General features: G+C 73.4%; 16 protein-coding genes. 2 read left to right on the top strand and 14 right to left on the bottom strand.

The annotated features are described in order from the left end of the window. Window positions 1–184: 184 nt before the first annotated feature. From ACIA79_RS16020 to ACIA79_RS16060, 9 genes are all read right to left on the bottom strand, one after another. On the bottom strand, window positions 185–1306 hold the full coding sequence (locus ACIA79_RS16020) for a pseudouridine synthase (protein ID WP_399428855.1): 1122 nt from the start codon (window positions 1304–1306) through the stop codon (window positions 185–187). Next, complete coding sequence (gene scpB, locus ACIA79_RS16025) at window positions 1306–1908, bottom strand: SMC-Scp complex subunit ScpB (protein WP_399428856.1); 603 nt, start codon at window positions 1906–1908, stop codon at window positions 1306–1308. Before scpB ends, ACIA79_RS16020 begins: the two co-directional genes overlap by 1 nt. Then, window positions 1908–3017, bottom strand: a complete 1110-nt coding sequence (locus ACIA79_RS16030; RefSeq protein ID WP_399428857.1) for a segregation and condensation protein A — start codon at window positions 3015–3017, stop codon at window positions 1908–1910. The genes scpB and ACIA79_RS16030 overlap by 1 nt, the downstream gene beginning before the upstream one ends. Before the next feature lie 87 nt (window positions 3018–3104). Further along, complete coding sequence (locus ACIA79_RS16035; protein ID WP_399428894.1) at window positions 3105–3596, bottom strand: hypothetical protein; 492 nt, start codon at window positions 3594–3596, stop codon at window positions 3105–3107. Continuing rightward, entirely contained in the window at window positions 3593–4618 is a 1026-nt protein-coding gene (locus ACIA79_RS16040; RefSeq protein WP_031075687.1) for a ParA family protein, read from the bottom strand. The genes ACIA79_RS16035 and ACIA79_RS16040 overlap by 4 nt, the downstream gene beginning before the upstream one ends. A 466-nt stretch (window positions 4619–5084) precedes the next feature. Further along, window positions 5085–6200 carry an alanine dehydrogenase gene (gene ald, locus ACIA79_RS16045; RefSeq protein WP_399428895.1) on the bottom strand — a complete coding sequence of 372 codons (1116 nt, stop codon included), beginning with the start codon at window positions 6198–6200 and terminating at the stop codon, window positions 5085–5087. Between the two features lie 143 nt (window positions 6201–6343). After that, entirely contained in the window at window positions 6344–8377 is a 2034-nt protein-coding gene (locus ACIA79_RS16050; RefSeq protein WP_399428859.1) for a tetratricopeptide repeat protein, read from the bottom strand. A 142-nt stretch (window positions 8378–8519) separates the two neighbouring features. Beyond that, window positions 8520–9143: an NUDIX domain-containing protein gene (locus ACIA79_RS16055; RefSeq protein ID WP_399428860.1), complete on the bottom strand. Its 624-nt coding sequence runs from the start codon at window positions 9141–9143 to the stop codon at window positions 8520–8522. Between the two features lie 80 nt (window positions 9144–9223). Next, entirely contained in the window at window positions 9224–10888 is a 1665-nt protein-coding gene (locus ACIA79_RS16060) for a CTP synthase (protein ID WP_399428861.1), read from the bottom strand. Window positions 10889–11255: 367 nt separating this feature from the next. On the opposite strand from ACIA79_RS16060, the gene ACIA79_RS16065 reads away from it, so the two are divergent. Then, window positions 11256–13061 carry a glycoside hydrolase family 15 protein gene (locus ACIA79_RS16065; protein WP_399428896.1) on the top strand — a complete coding sequence of 602 codons (1806 nt, stop codon included), beginning with the start codon at window positions 11256–11258 and terminating at the stop codon, window positions 13059–13061. A gap of 15 nt (window positions 13062–13076) precedes the next feature. Here the strand turns inward: ACIA79_RS16065 and ACIA79_RS16070 are convergent, their stop codons facing one another. After that, entirely contained in the window at window positions 13077–14696 is a 1620-nt protein-coding gene (locus ACIA79_RS16070) for a flavin monoamine oxidase family protein (RefSeq protein WP_399428862.1), read from the bottom strand. Window positions 14697–14707: 11 nt separating this feature from the next. Continuing rightward, on the bottom strand, window positions 14708–16222 hold the full coding sequence (locus tag ACIA79_RS16075; protein WP_399428863.1) for an APC family permease: 1515 nt from the start codon (window positions 16220–16222) through the stop codon (window positions 14708–14710). A gap of 151 nt (window positions 16223–16373) precedes the next feature. Here ACIA79_RS16075 and ACIA79_RS16080 point away from each other — a divergent pair, with 151 nt between their 5' ends. Further along, complete coding sequence (locus tag ACIA79_RS16080; RefSeq protein WP_399428864.1) at window positions 16374–18002, top strand: PucR family transcriptional regulator; 1629 nt, start codon at window positions 16374–16376, stop codon at window positions 18000–18002. Between the two features lie 422 nt (window positions 18003–18424). On the opposite strand, the gene ACIA79_RS16085 is transcribed toward ACIA79_RS16080, so the two are convergent. The 3 genes from ACIA79_RS16085 to recN form a co-directional block, all read right to left on the bottom strand. Continuing rightward, a complete protein-coding gene (locus ACIA79_RS16085) occupies window positions 18425–19519 on the bottom strand; it encodes a glycosyltransferase family 4 protein (protein WP_399428865.1) in 1095 nt (364 codons plus the stop codon). Between the two features lie 90 nt (window positions 19520–19609). Beyond that, window positions 19610–20371 carry a hypothetical protein gene (locus ACIA79_RS16090; RefSeq protein ID WP_399428866.1) on the bottom strand — a complete coding sequence of 254 codons (762 nt, stop codon included), beginning with the start codon at window positions 20369–20371 and terminating at the stop codon, window positions 19610–19612. A 186-nt stretch (window positions 20372–20557) separates the two neighbouring features. Continuing rightward, window positions 20558–22276: a DNA repair protein RecN gene (gene recN, locus ACIA79_RS16095; RefSeq protein WP_399428897.1), complete on the bottom strand. Its 1719-nt coding sequence runs from the start codon at window positions 22274–22276 to the stop codon at window positions 20558–20560. Between the last annotated feature and the right edge of the window lie 49 nt (window positions 22277–22325).

Consider the following 22325-nt stretch of genomic DNA (forward strand, 5'->3'; position numbering starts at 1 on the left):
CGTCGGGGCCTGGTCCACCCCCGTGGGTCCAGGTGCACCGGCCGTGTGCGGCACGGATGAGGGGGAATCGCACCACCGCCTCCTTAAGAGTCACTATGACTATAAAGGCTGACGGCCCGTCCGGGCAAGGGAAGAGCCCGCGCTCCCTGGCGGGAACGCGGGCTCCTTCGTACGGGTCCGGCCGTTACAGACCGACTTCCTTCATCAGCATGCCGACCTCGGTGTTGGTCAGGCGCCGCAGCCAGCCGGACTTCTGGTCGCCCAGCTGGATCGGACCGAAGGCGGTCCGCACGAGCTTGTCGACCGGGAAGCCCGCCTCGGCGAGCATGCGGCGCACGATGTGCTTGCGGCCCTCGTGGAGGGTCACCTCGACCAGGTAGTTCTTGCCGGTCTGCTCCACGACCCGGAAGTGGTCGGCGCGGGCGTAGCCGTCCTCCAGCTGGATGCCTTCCTTGAGCCGCTTGCCGACCTCGCGCGGCAGCGGGCCCTGGATGGCCGCCAGGTAGGTCTTCTGCACGCCGTACTTCGGGTGGGTGAGGCGGTGGGCCAGCTCACCGTGGTTGGTGAGCAGGATGAGGCCCTCGGTCTCGGTGTCGAGCCGGCCGACGTGGAAGAGGCGGGTCTCGCGGTTGGTGACGTAGTCACCGAGGCACTGGCGGCCGTCGGGGTCCTCCATCGTGGAGACGACGCCCGCGGGCTTGTTCAGCGCGAAGAAGAGGTACGACTGGGTGGCGACGGTCAGGCCGTCGACCTTGATCTCGTCCTTCTCCGGGTCGACGCGCGTGCCCTGCTCGATCACGATCTTGCCGTTGACCTCGACGCGGCCGGCGTCGATCAGCTCCTCGCAGGCGCGGCGCGAGCCCATGCCGGCCCTGGCCAGCACCTTCTGGAGGCGCTCGCCCTCCTGGTCGCCGAACGTCTTCGGGGTCTTGATCTGCGGCTTGTTCGCGTACCGCTCCCGGTTGCGCTCCTCGATCCGGGCGTCCAGTTCTCGCGGACGCGCCGGGGTCGTGCGGCCGCCGCCCCGCTGGGGGGACTGCCGGGGGCCGCCCTTGGCGCCTCCGCGGGCCGCCGCGCCGCGTCCGCGCTTGGGAGCGCCCTCGCCGGGGCCGCCCACGTCGTAGCTGCGCTCCTCGGGGCGGGGGCGGCGCGGGTTGCTCCCGCGCTGGGGGTTCTGGCGGTCGTCGCGGCTGTTACCGGCACCCCGGTAATTGCCGCGGCCGCCGCTGCTGCCGCGGCCGCCGCTGTTGCCACCACGGCTCCCGCCGTTGTTTCCGCTGCTGTTCCTGCCGCTGCTGCTTCGCATCACATGTCCGTCTTGTCGTCTGCGTCCTCGGAATCCGGAGCGTCCGGATCGAACGACGGGACTCCCTCCTGGCTCTCCGCCTCGATCGCCTCCGCCTCGGGGAGGAAGGGCGCGAGCTCCGGGAGCTCGTCCAGGCCGCGCAGGCCCATCCGCTCCAGGAAGTAGTTCGTCGTCCTGTACAGGATCGCACCTGTTTCGGGTTCCGTGCCCGCCTCCTCGACCAGACCCCGCTGGAGGAGGGTGCGCATGACCCCGTCGCAGTTCACCCCGCGCACCGCCGAGACGCGCGAGCGGCTGACCGGCTGGCGGTACGCGACGACCGCGAGGGTCTCCAGGGCGGCCTGCGTGAGCCGGGCCTGCTGGCCGTCCAGCACGAAGCTCTCCACCGCCGGCGCGTACCGGGGCCGGGTGTAGAAGCGCCAGCCGCCCGCGACCAGCCGCAGCTCGAAGCCGCGCCGCTGCGCGTCGTACTCGTCGGCCAGTTCGCGCAGCGCGTCGGCGACCTCGCGGCGCGGGCGGTCCAGGACTTTGGCGAGGTGTTCCTCGGTCGCGGGCTCGTCGACCACCATGAGGACGGCCTCCAGGGCCGGCTTCAGCTCCATCACTCCTCCTCCGGGCCGCTGTCGCGGTCGAACTCGTCGGTCACGGCGACGTCCCCGGTGCCCGTCCACCGCACGGTGAGCTCCCCGAGCGGGTCGTCCTGCTCCAGCGCGACGGCCTTCTCCCGGTACAGCTCCAGCAGCGCGAGGAACCGCGCGACGACGGTGAGGGTGTCCGGCGCGTCCGCGGCGAGGTCGCGGAAGCTCGCCTCGCCCCGCTCCCGCAGCAGCGCCGCCACGATCCCGGCCTGCTCGCGGACGCTGACCAGGGGCGCGTGGATGTGGTCCACGTAGACCTGGGGTCTGGCCTTGGGCTGCATGGCCTTGACGGCGAGCCGGGCGAATCCCTCGGCACCGATGCTGATGACCACGTCGGGCAGCAGCTCGGCGTGGTGCGGCTCCAGTCCGACGGTACGCGGGTAGCGCCGGCCCTCGCTCTGAAGCCGCTCGCTGAAGATGTCGGCGACCTGCTTGTACGCCCGGTACTGGAGCAGCCGCGCGAAGAGCAGGTCCCGCGCCTCCAGCAGCGCCAGGTCGGCCTCGTCCTCCACCTCGGCCGCGGGCAGCAGGCGGGCGGCCTTCAGGTCGAGCAGCGTCGCCGCGACGACGAGGAACTCCGTGGTCTGGTCAAGGTCCCAGTCCGGGCCCATGGCGCGGATGTGCGCCATGAACTCGTCGGTGACCTTGGACAGGGCGACCTCGGTGACGTCGAGCTTGTGCTTGGCGATCAGCTGCAGCAGCAGGTCGAAGGGCCCCTCGAAGTTCGCCAGCCGCACGGTGAAGCGCCCGTCGCCCCCGCGCTCCCCCGCCTCCGCGCCCGGCTCGCCGGGCGGGGGCTCGGGCGCTGGCAGAGGCGGGGTCGGGGGCTCGGGCTCGGGCTCGGGCAGAGTCTCGGGCGCGAGGGCCTGCGGGACGGCCTCGTCCTCCGGTCCGGACGCCGGAGGTGCGTCCGCCGTCCGCGGTCCGGGGGTCGCGGGTTCGTCCGCCGCCGGGGGTTCGTCCGCCGGTGGCGGGGGTTGCGTGCGGGGGGACGGCTCCCCGCGGGCGGGCGAGGTCCCGGGGCCGCGGCCCAGCGGGCGGCGTCGGCGGGCGGGGTCGTCGGTCGGGGGCATCGTGGTCCAGGAGCGAGGCGAGCGGAGCTCGGCGGGGGTCCCCGGCCGGAGGCGGGGGGAGGCGGCGAGGCCCCGCGCAGGCTACCGTCAGCGCCCGCGCAGGCGCCGGACGAGGATGCTCGCGTCGCCCCGCGACTCCAGGTCCGCCAGGACCACGGCGACGGCCTCGCGGACGATCCGCCCGCGGTCCACGGCCAGCCCGTGCTCGCCGCGCAGGACCAGGCGGGCGTGCTCCAGGTCCATGAGCTCCTCGGCGGAGACGTACACCGTGATCTTCTCGTCGTGGCGTTCGCGCCCGCTGGGCCGGCGGTTCGCCGAGCGCCCGCGGCGCCGCGCCGGAGCGGCCTTCGCGGGGGCCTCGCCCTCACGGGCGCGCGGCTCGGCCGCGGTCTCCTCGGCGGCCGCGTGCTCCTCCGGGGCGGGGGCGGGCGCCGCGGCGGCGGCCGGGTCGCTCTCGCCCGCGGGAGCCGGCACGCGGGGCTCGCCGTTCGCGGTGCTCGCCTGGCGGCGGGGGGTCGACGCCTGCAGCGCCATGCCCCCGGTCGTACGGAACAGCTCGTCGGCACCGGGCAGACTCACTCGGCGTGACACCGGGCGAGCACCTCCCTGGCGAGCTGGCGGTAGGCGGCCGCGCCGACCGAGTTCGAGGCGTACGTGGTGATCGGCTCACCGGCGACCGTGGTCTCCGGGAAGCGCACGGTCCGGCCGATCACGGTGTGGTAGACGTGGTCGTCGAACGCCTCCACCACGCGCGCCAGCACCTCCCGGCTGTGCACGGTCCGCGAGTCGTACATCGTGGCGAGGATGCCGTCGAGCTCCAGGTCCGGGTTGAGCCTCTCCTGGACCTTCTCGATCGTCTCGGTCAGCAGCGCCACACCGCGCAGCGCGAAGAACTCGCACTCGAGCGGCACTATCACCTTGTGCGCCGCCGTCAGCGCGTTGACGGTCAGCAGACCGAGCGACGGCTGGCAGTCGATCACGATGTAGTCGTAGTCGTTGAGCAGCGGCTTCAGGGCGCGCTGCAGCGTCGACTCGCGCGCGACCTCGCTCACCAGCTGCACTTCCGCCGCCGACAGGTCGATGTTGCTGGGCAGCAGGTCCATGTTGGGCACGGCGGTCTTCAGCAGGACCTCGTCCGCCGACATGCCCCGCTCCATGAGCAGGTTGTAGACGGTGAGGTCGAGCTCCATCGGGTTCACGCCGAGGCCGACCGACAGGGCTCCCTGCGGGTCGAAGTCGACGAGCAGCACCCGGCGGCCGTACTCCGCGAGCGCGGCACCCAGGTTGATGGTCGACGTGGTCTTTCCCACGCCGCCCTTCTGGTTGCACATCGCGATGATCTTCGCGGGTCCGTGGTCGGTCAGCGGCCCGGGGATCGGGAAGTAGGGCAGGGGGCGGCCGGTGGGGCCGATCCGCTCGCGGCGCTGGCGGGCAGCGTCCGGGGCGAGGGTGGCCGCGTACTCCGGATCGGGCTCGTACTCGGCGTCGGGGTCGTAGAAGTGCCCCTCGGGCACCTCGTCGTAGGCGGCGAAGTGGGTGGACTCTCGGCCACTCTCGTTGCCGGCCATGGCGTTCACGTGTTGGCCGTCCATCATCTTCATCGTGTGGGCTGTCGTCATGTGCTGCTGGCCGGCCGCGAAGGAGCGGACAGCGACCGAGCCGGCATCGCCGACCGTTCCTGGCTGACCACCCCCGGGAGTAAATGTCGACTCATTCACAAGTCGTCTTACCTCCTTGGAAGTGGCCAGGAAACTTATCGATAGGTCAGCGTGGCACTATGCCGACGGTTGGCGACTCTATGGCGTGTCACCGCTCCGCAGCAACACAATCGCCCGGACGCGGGCCGATGTGTCGGCAAAGAAACACTGCCCTGTCAAGGGCGCACGGCCATCCATCGACACGTTTCGCGGGTGTGCGAAACGGTTGAAGGGTTACGTTCGAGACGACTTGAGCGAGGGTCAGGTGCACGCCGGACACACGTCCGGCCGGACCTCGTCGAGCAAGGTCCGGCCGGATGTGTGAGGTTGACGGCAACCGTTGACGGTCGGCCGGCGGTTCGGCTGCGGCTCAGCCGATGAAGGTGGCGGGGTCCACGTACTCGAGACCGTGGGCCTCGGCGACCTCCTTGTAGACGACCTTGCCGTCGTGGGTGTTGAGGCCCCGGGCGAGGGCGGCGTCGCGGCGCAGCGCCTCGGCCCAGCCGTTGTTGGCCAGCGACACGATGTACGGCAGCGTGGCGTTGGTCAGCGCGTACGTCGAGGTGTTCGGGACCGCGCCCGGCATGTTGGCGACGCAGTAGAAGACCGACTCGTGGACGCGGAAGGTCGGCTCGGCGTGCGTGGTCGGACGCGAGTCCTCGAAGCAGCCGCCCTGGTCGATCGCGATGTCGACAAGGACACTTCCGGGCTTCATCCGGGCGACGAGCTCGTTGGTGACCAGCTTCGGGGCCTTGGCGCCGGGGATCAGGACGGCACCGATGACGAGGTCGGCCTCGAGGACGGCCTTCTCCAGCTCGAAGGAGTTGGACATGACGGCCTTGACCTTCGTACCGAAGATCTTGTCGGCCTCGCGCAGCTTGTTGATGTCGCGGTCGAGCAGCGTCACGTCGAAGCCCATGCCGACGGCGATCTGCGCGGCGTTCCAGCCGGAGACGCCACCGCCGATGACGACGGCCTTGGCCGGGATCACGCCGGGGACGCCGCCCGGGAGCACACCACGGCCGCCGGCCGCGCGCATCAGGTGGTAGGCGCCGACCTGCGGGGCCAGCCGGCCCGCGACCTCGGACATCGGGGCGAGCAGCGGCAGCGCGCGGTTGGCGGTCTCGACCGTCTCGTACGCGATGGCGGTGGTGCCGGACTCCAGGAGGGCGTCCGTGCACTCGCGAGAGGCGGCGAGGTGCAGGTAGGTGAAGAGCGTCTGGTCCTTGCGGAGGCGGTGGTACTCCTCGGCGATGGGCTCCTTGACCTTGAGCAGCAGGTCGGCGATGGCCCAGACCTCGTCGGCGGTGGGCAGGATCTGCGCACCGGCAGCCACGTACTCGTCGTCCGTGATCGAGGAGCCGACACCGGCGTTCTGCTCGATGAAGACCTGGTGGCCGTTGCGGACGAGCTCGTGCACGCCGGCCGGGGTGATGGCCACCCGGAACTCGTTGTTCTTGACCTCGCGGGGGATGCCGACCTTCACGTCGATCACGGTCCTTGGCTCGGGGGGGTACTGGGGCAATGCAATACATACCCGGATGCAGCGGACGCATCGGGATAGACCGCGGTCAATCGCGGCTCACCCAGTCTATTGAAGGACTTCCCGTTGTCTAGCCTTGCAAAGACCTAATCTTTGGCGGAAGCACTGCGGATTTCGTAGGTAGATCCTTCGGATCCCAGAAGACGTTCCGCGGCCACCCGGTGCAGCCGGGCCGCGGCCGGATCGCCGAGCCGGTCGAGCGTGTCCGCCAGCCGCAGCTGCAGCGCCGCGAGCAGCCGCATGTCCTTCGCCTGCCGCGCCAGTTCGATGGCCTCCTCGCAGGTGCGCAGCGCCTCGTGCGGCCGCCCCGCGTACTCCTGCACCCGGGCCGCCTCGCTCAACGCCCGCGCGTGGCCCGGCACATCACCGAGGCGGCGGTGCCCGGCCGCGGCCGCCCGCCAGCTGCGCAGCGCCTCGCCGTACCGCCCTGCGTAGGTCTGCACCGCGCCGAGCCTGCCGTAGAGCCGCGCCTGGTCGGGGCGCTCGTCACGCGCCAGCCGCTGCGAGAGCGCGCGTCCGTACCAGTCGGCGGCGCGCTGCCAGTCCCCCAGCTCCTGATAGGCGCCACCTACGGATTCCATCGCGCGACCGATGGCGTACGGATCATTTGCGTCGCGTCCAGCGTCCAATGCCGACCGATATCGCAGCAGAGCGTCCTCCGTGCGGCCCGTCGTGGCATCCAGGTCGGCCAGGTTCAGCAGGGCGGCGGCACGCTCCCGGTGCAGGCCGCGCCGCTCGGCGACGTCCAGCACGAGCCGGTGCAGCCCGTACAGCTCGGGCGCGGCCTCCTCGGCGCCGCGGTGCGCGGTCAGCGCCCGCACCAGCGCGGCGATCAGGCGCCGGGCCAGGGTGTCCAGCTCCCCGTCGGCGACGGCGAGGCGGGCCGAGGCCAGCAGGGCGGGCTGCCGGGTGCGCAGCCACTGGCTGGCGGTGCCGACGCTGGGGAAGCGCAGGGCCCGCGGCAGCCCGGCGAGCCTGCGGCGCGCGGCCGAACCTTCCGGCTCGGTGACGGCCCGGCACGACTGGAGCAGGCGTACGGCCCGCTCCAGCATCCGCGCCCGGGCGAGCTGCACCTCGGCGGGCCGGTCCTCGCTCTCCAGCAGCTCCCGCAGCAGCGGTACCAGACAGCCGGGCACCTCGTACTGGCCACTGCGCTCGCCGTCCCGGAGCAGCCCGAAGGCGACGAAGCCCTCCAGCATGGAGCGGGCGGCGGACACCGAGCAGCCGGCCAGCGCCGATGCGGTGTGCGCGTCGGCGAGGCCGAGCGGCGCGAGGGCGAGCAGCCGCAGCATCCGCGCGGCGGACGGCGGCAGGGCCTCGTACGCGAGGCGGAAGGCGCGGGCGAGCGGGCGGCCGGCGTCCGGACGGTCCGGGTCGTCGGGCAGCGCGCGCAGCCGCTTGGTGAGGTCGGCCACGGAGGACATGGGGCGGGCGGCGAGCCAGCCGCCGGCGAGGACGAGCGCGGCGGGCTGACCGCCGCACAGCTCGGTGAGCGTCTCGGCGGCCTGCGGATCGACGGTGATGCGCACCGAGCCGGTGAAGGAGTCCAGGAGCTCGATCGCCGACTTGGCGTCCAGCCCGCCGAGGGTGCAGGGCCGCACGCCGGGGATGCCGGTGAGCGGCCCCGCGGCGACGGCCACCACCAGGCAGTCCGCGTGGTCCGGCAGCAGCGGTTCGACCTGCCCGGCGTCGGTGGCGTCGTCCAGGAGGAGCACCATGCGGCGGCCCGCGAGGATGCCGCGCAGCCGCTGCGCCAGATCGTCCCCGTCCGCCCCCGCGGGCGCGGTGATCCCGAGGTCGGCGAGCAGTTCCCGTGCGGTGCGCTCGGTGGGGACGGGCTCGCCCCCGGGCTCGGTCAGCCGGGCCCGCAGCACCCCGTCCTCGTACCGCCCTTCCGCGACGAGCCCGCGCACCAGCTCGGCGGCGAGGGCGCTGCGGCCGCTGCCCGGCCGTCCGGCGATCAGCAGGACCCGGGGGCGCGCCGACTTGCGTCCGGCGATGGTGTCGAGTCCGGCGTCCTCGATGTCGGCACGCAGCGCCTTCAACTCGCGCTGGCGGCCGAAGAACCGGCCGCGCCCCGCCTCAGCGCCTTCGTCGAAGTCCACCGCCTGCTCCGCCACGGGTCACGCTCCCGTCCACCTGCGCCACGTGCTGTCCCGCCGGATCTTCGGGCGGGTGATCCGAGCGTAGTTCAGCCGGGTGGTCCACCCTTGCGGAGCACGGCGGACAGGTCGCCCGTTCGGATCACCGGATCGTCGGTTTTTAGGAGAACGGCCGGGCGGGCCAGGGGGCGTCGGCGGGGCGGAGGGCGTCCAGGCCGTCGCCCGCCTGCGCGGCCAGCACCGACAGGACGCCGACGACCAGGCAGTTGTTGTGCAGCTCGCCCGCCAGCACGCCCCGCGCCAGCTCGTCGAGCGGTACGCGGGCGACCTCCATGTCGGCCTCCTCCTCGGCGACCTCGAAGCGCTCGCCCTCCGCCGTGGACAGGCCGCGCGCCAGGAAGATCCGCACGGCTTCGTCGCAGCCGCCGGGCGTGGTGTAGACGTCGGAGAGGACGTGCCACCGCTCGGCCTTGACGTGCGCCTCCTCGTACAGCTCGCGCACCGCCGCGTTCAGCGGGTTCTCGCCGGGCACGTCGAGCAGGCCGGCCGGGATCTCCCACAGCTTGTGCCGCACGGGGTGGCGGTACTGGCGCAGCACGAGGACCTGGTTGTCGTCGTCGAGGGCGAGGACCGCGACCGAGCCGGGGTGGACCTGGTAGTCGCGTCGTACGACGGTCCCGTCCGGCATGACCACGTCGTCGGTGCGGACACTGGTCTTGTTGCCCTTGAACGGCACGTCGGTCGCGGTGACCCGCCACTCCTCGGGCGTGTCCTTGATGGTCATGAAAGACGTCCTCCCTCGCAGAAAACCGGGGTACGTGCCCTGATCAGGCACGTACCCCGGTCAACCGTATCGCTAGCGCATCACTTGTCCGTCGTGCGCGCGGCCTGCTGCCGCTCGACGGCCGCCTTCACCAGGCCCGCGAAGAGCGGGTGGGGGCGGGTGGGGCGGGAGCGCAGCTCCGGGTGGGCCTGGGTGGCCACCAGGTAGGGGTGCACCTCGCGCGGATACTCGACGTACTCGACGAGCTTGTTGTCCGGGGACGTGCCGGAGAAGAGGATGCCGGCCTTCTTCTCCAGCTCCGCGCGGTAGGCGTTGTTCACCTCGTAGCGGTGGCGGTGGCGCTCCTCGACGTACGGCTGGTCGCCGTAGACCTCGCGGACGATGGAGCCCTCGGCGAGTTTGGCCGGGTACATGCCCAGGCGCATGGTGCCGCCCAGGTCGCCCGCGCCCTCGACGTACGCCAGCTGCTCCTCCATCGTCGAGATGACGGGGTGGGAGGTGGCCGGGTCGAACTCGGTGGAGTTGGCGTCGGCGATGCCGGCGAGGTTGCGCGCGGCCTCGACCACGATGCACTGCAGGCCCAGGCACAGACCCAGCAGCGGGATCCTGTTCTCGCGGGCGTACTGGATCGCGCCGACCTTGCCGTTCACGCCGCGCTCGCCGAAGCCGCCGGGAATGACGATCGCGTCGACGTCGCCGAGCTGCCTGGCCGCGCCCGCCTGCGTCTTGCAGTCGTCGGAGGTGACCCACTTGACCTTGACGCGCGCCTTGTTGGCGAAGCCGCCGGCGCGCATGGCCTCGGTGACCGAGAGGTAGGCGTCGGGCAGGTCGATGTACTTGCCGACGAGCGCGACGGTGACCTCGTGGTCGGGGTTGTGGACACGGTCCAGCAGGTCGTCCCACGTCGTCCAGTCGACGTCGCGGAACGGCAGGTCGAGCTTGCGCACGACGTAGGCGTCCAGGCCCTCGGTGTGCAGCACCTTCGGGATGTCGTAGATCGACTTGGCGTCGATGGCCGCGACCACGGCCGCCTCGTCGACGTCGCACATCAGCGAGATCTTGCGCTTGATCGCGGTCGGCACGTCGCGGTCGGCGCGCAGCACGATCGCGTCGGGCTGGATGCCGATGTTCCGCAGCGCCGCGACGCTGTGCTGGGTCGGCTTGGTCTTCAGCTCGCCGGAGGGGCCGATGTAGGGCAGCAGCGAGATGTGCACGACGAAGACGTTGTCCCGGCCCACCTCGTGGCGGACCTGGCGGACGGTCTCCAGGAACGGCAGCGACTCGATGTCGCCGACGGTGCCGCCGACCTCCGTGATCACGACGTCGACGTCGTCCGTCGCCATGCGGCGGATGCGGTGCTTGATCTCGTTGGTGATGTGCGGGATGACCTGGACGGTGTCGCCGAGGTACTCGCCGCGCCGCTCCTTGGCGATGACCGTGGAGTAGACCTGGCCGGTGGTGACGTTGGCCGAGCCGTCGAGGTCGACGTCGAGGAACCGCTCGTAGTGGCCGATGTCCAGGTCGGTCTCGGCGCCGTCGTTGGTGACGAACACCTCACCGTGCTGGAAGGGGTTCATCGTGCCGGGGTCGACGTTGAGGTACGGGTCGAGCTTCTGCATGGTGACCCGCAGACCCCGCGCCTTGAGGAGCGCACCCAGGCTGGAGGCGGTCAGCCCCTTGCCGAGGGAGGACGCGACACCCCCGGTGACGAAGATGTGCTTGGTCGTCGTGGATTTGGGCGGCATGGCCAAGAGGGGGCTCCCGTGGTCGCGGTCTGGAGGTGCGTACCGGCGTCCGGTCCGAAATTCTCCGGGGAGTTCCGGGGGTGCCGTCGCTGCGGTTCGGGGGCCGCCGATTCGTTGTGCGGCGCCCACCGGTCCACGGGCTACCAGGGTATCAGCGCCGCGGAGAGCCCGCTTCCGACCACGCGCCGCACGCGGATTCGTACAGCCTGCTACGGGCTCACCCGTTCGGCTCAGCCGGCCGAGGGGCCTCCCACTGGACGATCACCCGGTGGACCTGGCAGCGTCGTATTCTGCTCTGACACTCTCCCTCACCCCCAGACCGTAAGCGCCCCGCGGGGCGAACGTGGCCGTTCGACTGGAGATGCACGTGGCCGGGCGCATCGAAGACTACGCACTCATCGGAGACATGCAGACCGCCGCGCTGGTCTGCCGGGACGGCACGGCCGACTGGCTGTGCCTGCCCCGCTTCGATTCGCACGCCGTCTTCGCAGGACTCCTCGGGACCGAGGAGCACGGTTTCTGGCGGATCGGACCGGCGCACGCCGACGACGCCGAACCGGCCGTCGCCGACCGGCGGCGTTACGTCGGCGACTCGCTCATCCTGGAATCGGAGTGGGACACCCCGGGCCGTGGCACCGTGCGCGTCACCGACTTCATGCCGCCGCGTGACGGTGCCCCGCAGCTGGTGCGGATCGTGGAAGGCGTCAGCGGCCGGGTGCGGATGCGGTCCGCGCTGCGGATGCGGTTCAGCTACGGGCGGGTCGTGCCCTGGGTCCACAAGGTCGACGGGCGCACGGTCGCCGTCGCGGGCCCCGACTCGGTCTGGCTCGACACGGACGCCGAGACGCACGGCGAGCACCTGACCACGTACTCCGACTTCACCGTCTCGGCCGGCGAGAAGGTCGCCTTCACCATCAGCTGGCAGCCCTCGCACCACCAGCAGCCGCCGCTGCCGGACCCGCAGGCCGCGCTGAAGGCGACGGCCGACTTCTGGCGCGAGTGGGTCGACCACTGCACCTACCGCGGGCCGTACCGCGAGGCCGTCGTCCGCTCGCTGATCACGCTGAAGGCGCTGACGTACGCCCCCACGGGCGGCATCGTCGCCGCGCCGACCACCTCGCTGCCCGAGGACATCGGCGGCGTCCGCAACTGGGACTACCGCTACACCTGGCTGCGCGACGCCGCGATCACCCTCTCCTCGCTGCTGCGCACCGGCTACCGCGACGAGGCCCGCGCCTGGCGCGAGTGGCTGCTGCGCGCGGTCGCCGGCGACCCGGAGAACCTCCAGATCATGTACGGCATCGCGGGCGAGCGCGAGCTGGGCGAGGCCGAGCTGGACTGGCTGCCGGGCTACGAGAACTCCGCCCCGGTCCGGGTCGGCAACGGTGCCGCGGCGCAGCTCCAGCTCGATGTCTACGGCGAGGTCACCGAGGCGCTGCACCTGGCCCACATGACGGGCCTGGCGCGCAACGACTACGCCTCGCTGCTGCAGCTGAAGCTGATCAAGTACCTCGAGGGGCACTGGAACCAGCCCGACGAGGGCATCTGGGAGGTCCGCGGTCCGCGCCGCCACTTCGTGCACTCGAAGGTGATGGCCTGGGTCGCCGTCGACCGGACGATCAAGCTGATCGAGTCGGGGGACGCGGACGGCCCCCTGGAGCAGTGGCGCGACCTGCGCGACGAGATCCACCGGGACGTGTGCGAGAAGGGCTACGACTCGGAGCGCAACACCTTCACGCAGTCGTACGGCTCGAAGGAGCTGGACGCCTCGCTGCTGCTGATCCCGCAGGTGGGCTTCCTGCCGCCGGACGACAAGCGCGTCATCGGCACGATCGAGGCGATCCAGCGGGAGCTGTCCACGGAGGACGGCTTCATCCTGCGCTACCCGACCGAGGGCTCCGAGGAGGGCGTGGACGGGCTGCCGGGCGACGAGGGCGCGTTCCTGGCGTGCTCGTTCTGGATGGCCGACGACCTGGCGATGATCGGGCGGGTCGACGAGGCGCGCAAGCTGTTCGAGAAGCTGCTGGGGCTGCGGAACGACCTGGGGCTGCTGGCGGAGGAGTGGGATCCGCGCCTGCAGCGCCAGGTCGGGAACTTCCCGCAGGCGTTCAGCCACGTGCCGCTGATCGACACGGCCCTGCGGCTGACGGCCTCGGGGGCGTACGGGGGCTGAGGGCGCCCGGGCCGGTCACGCCACCGCGTCGATCACCTCCCGGGCGGCGCGCTCGCCCTCGGTCGCGCCGCCCTCCATGAAGCCCTGGAAGTCGTAGCTGCAGTGCTCGCCGCCGATGTGCACATTGCCCTGCGCGGTGCCCTCGTACCCGGCGTACCGGTGCAGGTAGCCGACGGGCCAGTACGAGTAGGCGCCGAGCGCGTACGGGTTGTGGTGCCAGGCGGAGAGCTGGGCGCGGCCGGTCCACGCCCGGGAGGTGCCGGGGAAGAAGGCGTCGATGCCGCGCAGGCGGCGGGCGACGAGGTCGCGGACGTACGGGTCGGACTCGGTGGAGAACGGCCCGGCGGGGCTCAGTTCCCGGGCCGGGGTGCCGCCGGCGTACTGGATGAGGATGCCGCCCGTGCCGGGCTGGATCTTGGTGGTGTCCCAGGTCTGCTGGACGTCGGTGTCGGTGAAGCAGTCCCCGGCGGAGACGCCCGGCCAGGGGCCGGTGCCGCGCCAGGGGCGGGTGCCGAACTGCATGTTGAGCTTGGTGCAGTGGCCCATGCGCGCGTCGCGCAGCAGGTCGCGCATGAGCGGGTCGAAGCCGGCCCGGGTCAGGTCCAGCCGCTTGAGGACCGGCAGCGGGACGCACAGGATCGTGTGGTCGGCGGTGACCGTACGCGTGGTGCCGCCCTCGGTGAAGGTGAGGGTCTGCGTGCCGCCGGCTTCGGCGCGTACGGCGGTCAGGGACCACCCCATGCGCAGGGTGCCGGAGGGCAATGAGGCGGCGATGGCGCGCGGGAGCCGGTCGTTGCCGCCGGCGATGTGGTAGCGCTCGTTGGACAGGCCCCAGACGTTGAAGTTCCCCGGATTGGTCTGATAGCCCATCAGCAGCACGAGGGCGAGGGACGACTGCTCGGTGGTGTCGGCGCCGTACTCGACGCTGTAGGCGACGTCGATGAACCGGCCGAGGGGCGAGGAGTGGCCGCCGGGCACGCGGCTGTCGATCCATTCGTATATCGACATGGTGTCGAGGGCGGTGCCGTGCGGGGTGGTCCGGTCCCACGTCACCTCCCCGGCCTCCTGCAGGTCCCGGTGGAGCTGCTGGTAGACGGCCTTGAAGTCCTCGTCGGCCTGGTGGCGCGGGTAGTAGGCGCCGTTGAACCACAGCACCTCCTCGGCTCCGGCGGGCCCGCCGCCGAGGAAGTCCTCGACGGCGAGGCCGAAGCGGCGGCACAGTCCGAGGATCTTCTTGTGGCTGGTGTCGATGAGTTCGCCGCCGATCTCGGAGGTCTGGCCGTACGCCCAGTGGCCGCGCTGCGTCCACATGCGGCCGCCCACGCGGGACGGATCGGCCTCGTACAGCGTGCAGTTCAGTCCGGCGTCGCGGAGGGTGAGGGCGGCGGTGAGGCCGGCGATGCCGGCGCCGACGACGGCGATGCGGGGTGCGCTCGCGGTCGCCGCGCGCGCCGGGGCCGGGGCGGCGGCCACGGCTGTGCCGACACCGGCGGCGAGGCCGAGGGCCGCGGCGCGCTGCAGGAGTTCGCGGCGGGTGGAGCCGCGGACGGCGGCGACGGGCATACCGAGCCGGTCGGCGGCGGCGCGGTGGGCGGCGATGTCGCGCAGCGCGCGCATCAGGGGCGTACGGGACATGGGGCGGCTCCTCAGAGGGTGGCGGGCTGCGGAGTGGGGTCTTCGCGCTCGGCCGCGTCCTCCAGGACGATCCGGCCGATGATCTCGTAGCGTTCGGGCCGTTTGGCCCGCAGGTAGAGGCCGAGGCCCAGGCCGCCGAGGAAGACCGCGCCGACGATCCACGGGATCAGCGCGAAGAAGAGGGAGTCGGCGGCGAGTCCCGCGGCGGTCTCCATGTTCAGCACGAGCAGGACGACGACCGCCGTCATGCCGATGCCGCCGAGCAGCGGGGCGGTGAGGGTCCTGAACCAGTGCCGGTCCTCGGGGTGGTTCGTACGGAAGTAGCCGATGACGGCGAACGAGCACAGGGTCTGGACGATGAGGATCGCCATCGTGCCGAGGATGGCGAGCAGGGTGTACAGGTGGATGTACGGGTCCTGCCCGGTGAGCCAGAACGCTCCGACGAGCACGACGGCGATGGCGCTCTGGACGTAGGAGGCGATGTGGGGCGAACCGTGCTCGGGGTGCGTACGGCCGAGGGCGGGGTGGAGGAAGCCCTCGCGGCCGATGGCGTAGAGGTAGCGCGAGGCGCACTGGTGGAAGGCCATGCCGCAGGCGAACGAGCCGGTGAGCAGCAGCCATTGGAAGGCGTCGACGGCCCAGGCGCCGATGAAGGACCGGGTGGGGTCGAAGAAGAGGTCGAGGGGGTTCGCGGACGCGGACACCCCGGCCGCGCCGTCGAGGCCGTTGCCGGCGATCGTCATCCACGAGACGTAGACGTAGAAGACGCCGACGCCGATGACGGAGGCGAGCGTGGCGCGCGGGATGACGCGCTTGGGGTCGCGGGACTCCTCGCCGTACATCGCCGTCGACTCGAAGCCGACCCAGGACCAGAAGGCGAAGAAGAGGCCGAGGCCGGCCGAGGTGCCGGTGAAGGCGTTGGCGGGGTTGACGGGCGCGAAGGGGACGCCGTCCGGGCCGCCGCCCTTCACCAATACCGCCGTGGCGACGGCGAAGAGGACCGCGACCTCGGCGACGAGCATCACGCCGAGCGCCTTGGCGGTGAGGTTGATGTCGAAGTACGCGAGGACGGCGGTGACGGCGAGCATGGCGGCCGCGTACAGGATCCACGGGAGGTCCACGCCCAGCTGGGCCGAGACGGTGGTGCGGGCGAAGTAGGCGAACACGCCGACGATCGACGCCTCGAAGACGATGTACGCGAGGACCGCCAGCAGGCCCGAGGCCATACCGGCGATCCGGCCGAGGCCGTGCGAGATGTAGCCGTAGAAGGCGCCCGCCGCGGTGATCCGCTTCGCCATGGCGACATAGCCGACGGAGAAGACGGTCAGGACGAGCGTCGCGAAGAGGTATCCGGCGGGGGCGCCGGTGCCGTTGCCGAAGCCGACCGCTATGGGGAGGTTGCCGGTCATCGCGGTGATCGGCGCGGCGGTGGCGACGGCCATGAAGACGACGCCGACGAGCCCGACGGAGCCGGCCTTGAGCCGCTGCACCTCGGGGGTGCGGTTCCGGGAGAGGTTCTCTGCCATGCCGGGACACCTTCCTCCGGGGTGACGTACGCCACAATCGACAGTCGGTCGCGCAAACGGCGGGCGGGGGCGACGAGTTGTCCAGGGGTGCGACAGGTCGTCACCCCGGTGTGATGTCGCCGGAACACGCGGACGGGTAGCGTCCGGCCGTATGAACGAGCAGGGCGGAATCACCGTGCAGCGGGCGCTGGAGCTGCCCGGGCTGCGCGGCGGGCTTCCGGAGGTGGTGACCGGCGCGGACCGGCTGCACCGCACGGTGCGCTGGGTGCACGCCGGCGAGGTGCCCAACATCGCGTCGCTGCTGAAGGGCGGCGAGCTGCTGCTGACGACCGGGCTGGGGCTGGGGACACGGCCGGCCGATCAGCGGGCGTTCGTGCGGCGGCTGGCGGAGCGCGGGATCGCGGCGCTGGTGGTCGAGCTGGGGCCGCGGTTCTCCCGCCTGCCGGCGACGATCGTGGAGACGGCCCGGGCGGCGGGCCTGCCGCTGGTGCAGCTGCACCGTGAGGTCCCCTTCGTGTCCGTCACGGAGGAGGTCCACACCGAGATCGTCAACGGGCACTACGCGATGCTGCGGCAGGCCGAGGAGGTGCACCGGCGGTGCACGGAGGCGGTCCTGGGCGGGGGCGGGGTGCCGCAGGTGCTGGGCATCCTCGCCGACTTCGCCGCGAACCCGGTGTTCCTGGAGACCGCGGACGGGCAGCTGCTGTACGCCGCGGGCAGCGGGACGGGACCGTCGTGCGCCGACCCGCTGCAGGTGTGGGACGGGCTGCGCGGCCAGCGGGCGGCACGGGAGGCGGGCCCGCCGGCGGGTGCGGTGCTGGTGGACGTGCCGGGCGGCGGTCCGGGGGCGGCCTCGGTGCGCGCCCGCCTCGTCCTGCCGGCTGTGTCCGCGGGCCTGCTGCCCGTCCACCGCATGGCCGCGGAGCGGGCGGCGGGCATCCTCGCCGTGGTGCTGATGCAGGCGCGGCAGGAGGAGGAGCTGGCGGCGCGTGGCCGGGGTGACTTCCTGTCGGACCTCGCGGAGGGACGCATCTCGGCCGAGGACGCGCCGGCGCAGGCCCGGGTGCTCGGCTTCCGGCCGGGCGACGGTCCGCTGCTGCCGGTCGTGATGCGCCTCGCCTCGGAGCTCTCCCCCTCCGGCAACTGGTCCCTCCTCGCCCGCGCGGTGCTGGAGGAGCTGGCCTCGGTGGGTGTGCCCGTCCTGCTGGGCGTACGGCCGGTGGAGGGCAGGGTGCCGTTGCTGCTGGGCCTGCGCGGCGAGTCCGAGCGCACGGCGGTGGCCGACCGGGTCGCGGCGGCGCTGCGGGCGGGGGTGGCGCGCGCGGGCCTGGAGCGGGCCGGGGCGCACCCGCCGGTCGTGGTGGTGGGCGTCGCGGGCGGCTGGGCCGCGGCCTCGGCGGGCCTGCGCCACGCGGCGGAGACGGCGACGGCCGCGCAGGGCCTCCCGGACCGGCCCTGGTACGACGCGCGGCGCCTCGACATCGACCTGCTGCTGTGGCGGCTGCGGGACCATCCCGACCTGGCGGCCTTCGTGGACCGCGCGATCGGCCCGCTGCGCGACCACGACCGCACCTCGCGCCCGCCGCTGCTGCCCACCCTGGAGACGTACCTGGCGCACGCGGGCCGCAAGGCGGAGACGGCGCGCGAACTGCACCTCAACCGCCAGACGCTCTACAACCGCCTGGCCCGCATAGGCGACCTCCTCGGCACGGACCTCGACGACCCCCAGACGGTCCTGGCCCTCTCCCTGGCGCTCCGCGCCCGCCGCCACACCCCCTGAGGCGCCGGAAGGCCCACGGGGACGGCCCTGCGGGCCCGGGGGCCGCCCCCGGCCCGCCCTGGTTCACCCGCGTGTGCGGGGCGGCGATCCGCGCGGCGCGCGGTACGGGAGCGGCGGTACTGGCGTGGCGGGAGCGGCGGACGAGCGGGCGGCGCCCACCGTCGGCCCGGGGGCCCGGGGCACAGGGCACGGGGCCCGGGGCACGGGCGACCGGGGAGACCGCACACGCGCCGGGGCGCCACGGCGGATCACCCGCGCGGGCGGGGCAGGGGACCGCGCGGGCGGGGCAGGGTGCCGGTCGGGCGGAGCAGGGGGCCGCGCAGGCGGGGCAGGGGACCGCGCGGGCGGGGCAGGGTGCCGGTCGGGCGGAGCAGGGGGCCGCGCAGGCGGGGCAGGGGACCGCGCGGGCGGGGCGACGGCCGTCAGGCCGACCCGCACAGTTCGTCGTAGACGCTCAGCACCTGCGCGATCGTCTCGTCCTCCGTCGGCCACGTCGCCGCCTGCGCGCGTCCCGCCGCGGCGAGGTCCGCCCGTCGCACCGGGTCGGCGAGCAGCTCCGTCACCGCCGCGGCCAGCGCCCCCGCGTCGCCGTACGGCACGAGCACCGCCGCGTCACCGACGAGCTCCGGAACCCCGCCCACCGCCGTCGCGACCAGCGGGACGCCGAGCCGCAGCGCCTCCTGGGCCAGCGGGGCGCGGGCCTCCCAGCGGCTCGGGAGGAGCGCCACGTCGGCGGACGCCAGCAGGGACGTGACGTCGTCGCGGCGGCCGAGCAGCCGCACCGGCAGGCCCTCCGCGTCGATGCGCCGCTGCAGCGCGCCCCGCTGCCGCCCCTCCCCCGCGACGGCGACGAGCGGCACCGGGTCCCGGCCGAGCCACAGCCGTGAGGCGTCGAGCAGCGTCCCGTACCCCCGGTACGGCTCCAGCGCGCCCACCGCCACCAGCAACGGCCGGTCCATGACGCCGAGTTCCGCGCGCGCCTTGCCGCCGTCGGTCACCTCGGCGCCCCGGCGCGGCGCGGGGATGGAGACCGGACCGAGCCGCGCGTCCCGCGCACCGCGCCGCCGCGCCCGGTCCACGAGTTCGGACGACGTTCCGAGCACGACGGCCGCCGTGCGTGCGGCCTTGCGCTCCATCAGCCGGAGCAGGTGCGCCCGGGCGCCCTCCGCGTGCGTGCGCGTGTGCCAGGTGACGACGAGCGGCACGCGGCCCTGGTGGGCCTGCGCGCCGAGCGCCAGTGCCGCCCGGACCGCGGCGTGCACCCCGTGCGCGTGCACGACGTCCGCGCCGGCGCACGCCGCGCGCAGCGCGCCGATCGCGACGGGGTCGCTGCGCCGCGGCACGGGCACGAAATGGGCGCCGGTGCCGAGAAAGTCGTAGTCGTGGTCGAGTTCGGCCGGAGCGCACACGGTCACCCGCACGCCCCTCGCCACGAGCCCGGCGGCCAGTGATCTGACATGAGCGCTGCTGCCCGCGCTGCCGCCGCCCAGCACTTGGACCGTACGCAGCTGTGTCACACGCCCAAGAATGCCAGTCCGCACGCGCGTTCCGGCACCGGCGAGGCCACGTTGCCGTGTCCGGTGGCGTATCCCCGCACCACGTATCACTCACATGGGTGAATCAGCGGCCCAACGGCTGACGTCGTCGCCGTACACGGCCGCCATGACGACCGCGGCGGCGTGGGCCGCGAGGCCGAGGCGACCGCTGCCGGCGGCCATGGCGGTGCCGAGCACGGCGCCCAGCGCGTGGGCGCCCGCGTCGCCGAGCATGGTCCGCTCACCCAGGTCGTCGGCGGCGACGGCCGCGGCGGCACCCATCGGCACGGCGGCGAGCGGGCCGCGCGGCAGGCCGGGCACGGCGAGCCCGAGGACGGCGAGGACGGCGCGCCCGGGCCGTACGTCGACGAGGTTGACGGCGTGCGCCGTCCCGGCGATCACCACGCCGGCCAGCACCTTGTCCAGGGGCCGCTCCTTGAGCAGCGCACCCGCGGCGAGCCCGGCGGCCCCGATTCCGAACAGCTTGACGGCACCGCTGGTGATCTCGCCGCCGCGCAGGGCACCGAGGTGCGCCCGGAGACCGCGGCGGTCGTCGCCGTACCGGTCGTCGTACGCGCCGCAGGCACCCGCGGCGAGGACGGCGAGCGCGGCGGCGCCCCGCCGCTCGGCCCGCAGCGCCCCGAGGAGGGCGCCGACGGCCACGGCGGGGCCGGCGTACAGATCGACGGTCCGCCCGGCGTGGTTCCGCCGCTGCCACCGCTCATGGCCGCCCTGACGCCGCCGCAGCCCGGCGTACACGACCCGGGTGGCTCCGGCGGCGACCGCGAAGGCGGCGAGGCGCCCGCCGATGGCCTTGCTGCACTTCTCGATCATGGCCCTCACCCTACGAGGGGACCCGACGACCACACTCCGTGGGGCGGAACCGGCCCCCGGCCCGGCGACGCACGGCCCCGCACGGCGCAGCCGCACCGGGCGAGGGCCGCCACGCCGCCACAGGTACATCGGAGTCCGCGGCGCCGCAGGCCGCACGGTCCGGGCGCCACCGCCAAGGACGGCCCGTCAGGCGTCCGCGCGGGCCGCCGCCAGGAGTTCCTCCGCGTGGGCCCGTGCCGTCTGCGAGTCCTCCTGGCCCGCCAGCATGCGGGACAGCTCGCGCACGCGGTCCTCGCCCTCCAGGACCGTGACGCCGGAGCGGGTCACGGACCCGTCGTTCGTCTTCTCGACCAGCAGCTGCCGGTCGGCGAACGCCGCCACCTGCGGCAGGTGCGTGACGACGACGACCTGCGCGGACTTGGCGAGCCTGGCCAGCCGGCGCCCGATCTCGACGGCCGCCTTGCCGCCGACCCCGGCGTCCACCTCGTCGAAGAGGTACGTCGGCACCGGGTCGGTACCGGCGAAGACCACCTCGACGGCGAGCATCACGCGGGAGAGCTCACCGCCCGAGGCGCCCTTGGCGATGGGCCGCGGCGGCGCGCCCGGGTGCGGGGCGAGCAGCAGTTCGACCTCGTCGGCCCCGTGCGGCCCGTACGCGACGGTGCGGCCGCCGACCTCGACGCCCTCGGGGTCCTCGGTCTGCCGGATGGCGAACGACACGCGTGCGTGCGGCATGGCGAGCGACGCGAGCTCCGCGGTGACCGCGTCGGCGAACCGCGCCGCCGCCTCGGTCCGCGCGTCCGTCAGCGTCTGTGCGAGGACCGACAGCTCCGCGCGCAGTGCGTCCCGCTCGGCCGTCAGCTCGCCGATCCGGTCGTCGTCGCCGTCCAGCTCGGTGAGCCGGGACGCGCCCTCCTCGGCCCACGCCAGTACGGCGTCGATGTCCTCGCCGTACTTGCGGGTGAGCGAGGTCAGCGCGGCACGCCGCTCCTCGACGGCGGCCAGCCGCCGCGGGTCGGCGTCCAGGTTGTCGGCGTACCCGGCGAGCTCACCCGCCACGTCCGCCAGGAGGATCGAGATCTCGCCGATCCGGTCCGCGAGGGCCGCGAGGGCCGGGTCGTGCGACCGTACGGCCTCCAGGGTCCGTCCCGCGCCCGCGACCAGGGTCGTGGCGTCGAGGATTTCCGGGTCCTCGGGGTTGCCCGCGAGCGCCCCGTGGGCGAGCGCGGCGGCCGACGCGAGGGCCTCGGCGTGGCCGAGCCGCTCGGCCTCGGCGGCGAGCTCCGCGTCCTCGCCCGCACGCGGTGCGACGGCCTCGATCTCGGCCAGCCCGAAGCGCAGCAGGTCGGCCTCCTGCGCCCGCTCCCGCGCGCGCGTGGTCAGCTCCTCCAGCTCCGCGGAGACGGCCCGCAGCCTGCGATAGGCCTGGCTGTACTCGGCGAGCGGCCCGGCGACCGCCCCGCCGGCGTACCGGTCGAGCGCGCCGCGCTGCCGCGCCGGCTTGAGCAGGCCCTGCTGGTCGGTCTGGCCGTGGACGGCGACGAGGTCGTCGGCGAGTTCGGCGAGCATCCCGACCGGCACGGAGCGCCCGCCCAGGTGGGCCCGCGAGCGGCCCTCCGCCGAGATGGTGCGGCTGATGATGAGCGCGCCGTCGTCGAGTTCGGCACCCGCCTCCTCGGCGCGCTTCGCCGCGGCGTCGCCCGGCGCCACGCTGATCCGGCCCTCGACGACGGCCGACGGCGAACCGATCCGCACCAGGGCGGCGTCGGCGCGCCCGCCGAGCAGCAGCCCGAGGCTCGTCACCACCATGGTCTTGCCCGCGCCGGTCTCGCCGGTCACCGCGGTGAAACCGGGTGACAGCTCGACCACCGCGTCGTCGATGACTCCGAGCGACCGTATCCGCATCTCCTCCAACACGGAGAAGACCTTACGAGGTCCGGACCCCGGTGTGCGA

The organism is Streptomyces sp. NPDC051310 (genome assembly GCF_044455245.1).
Classification (GTDB): Bacteria; Actinomycetota; Actinomycetes; order Streptomycetales; family Streptomycetaceae; genus Streptomyces.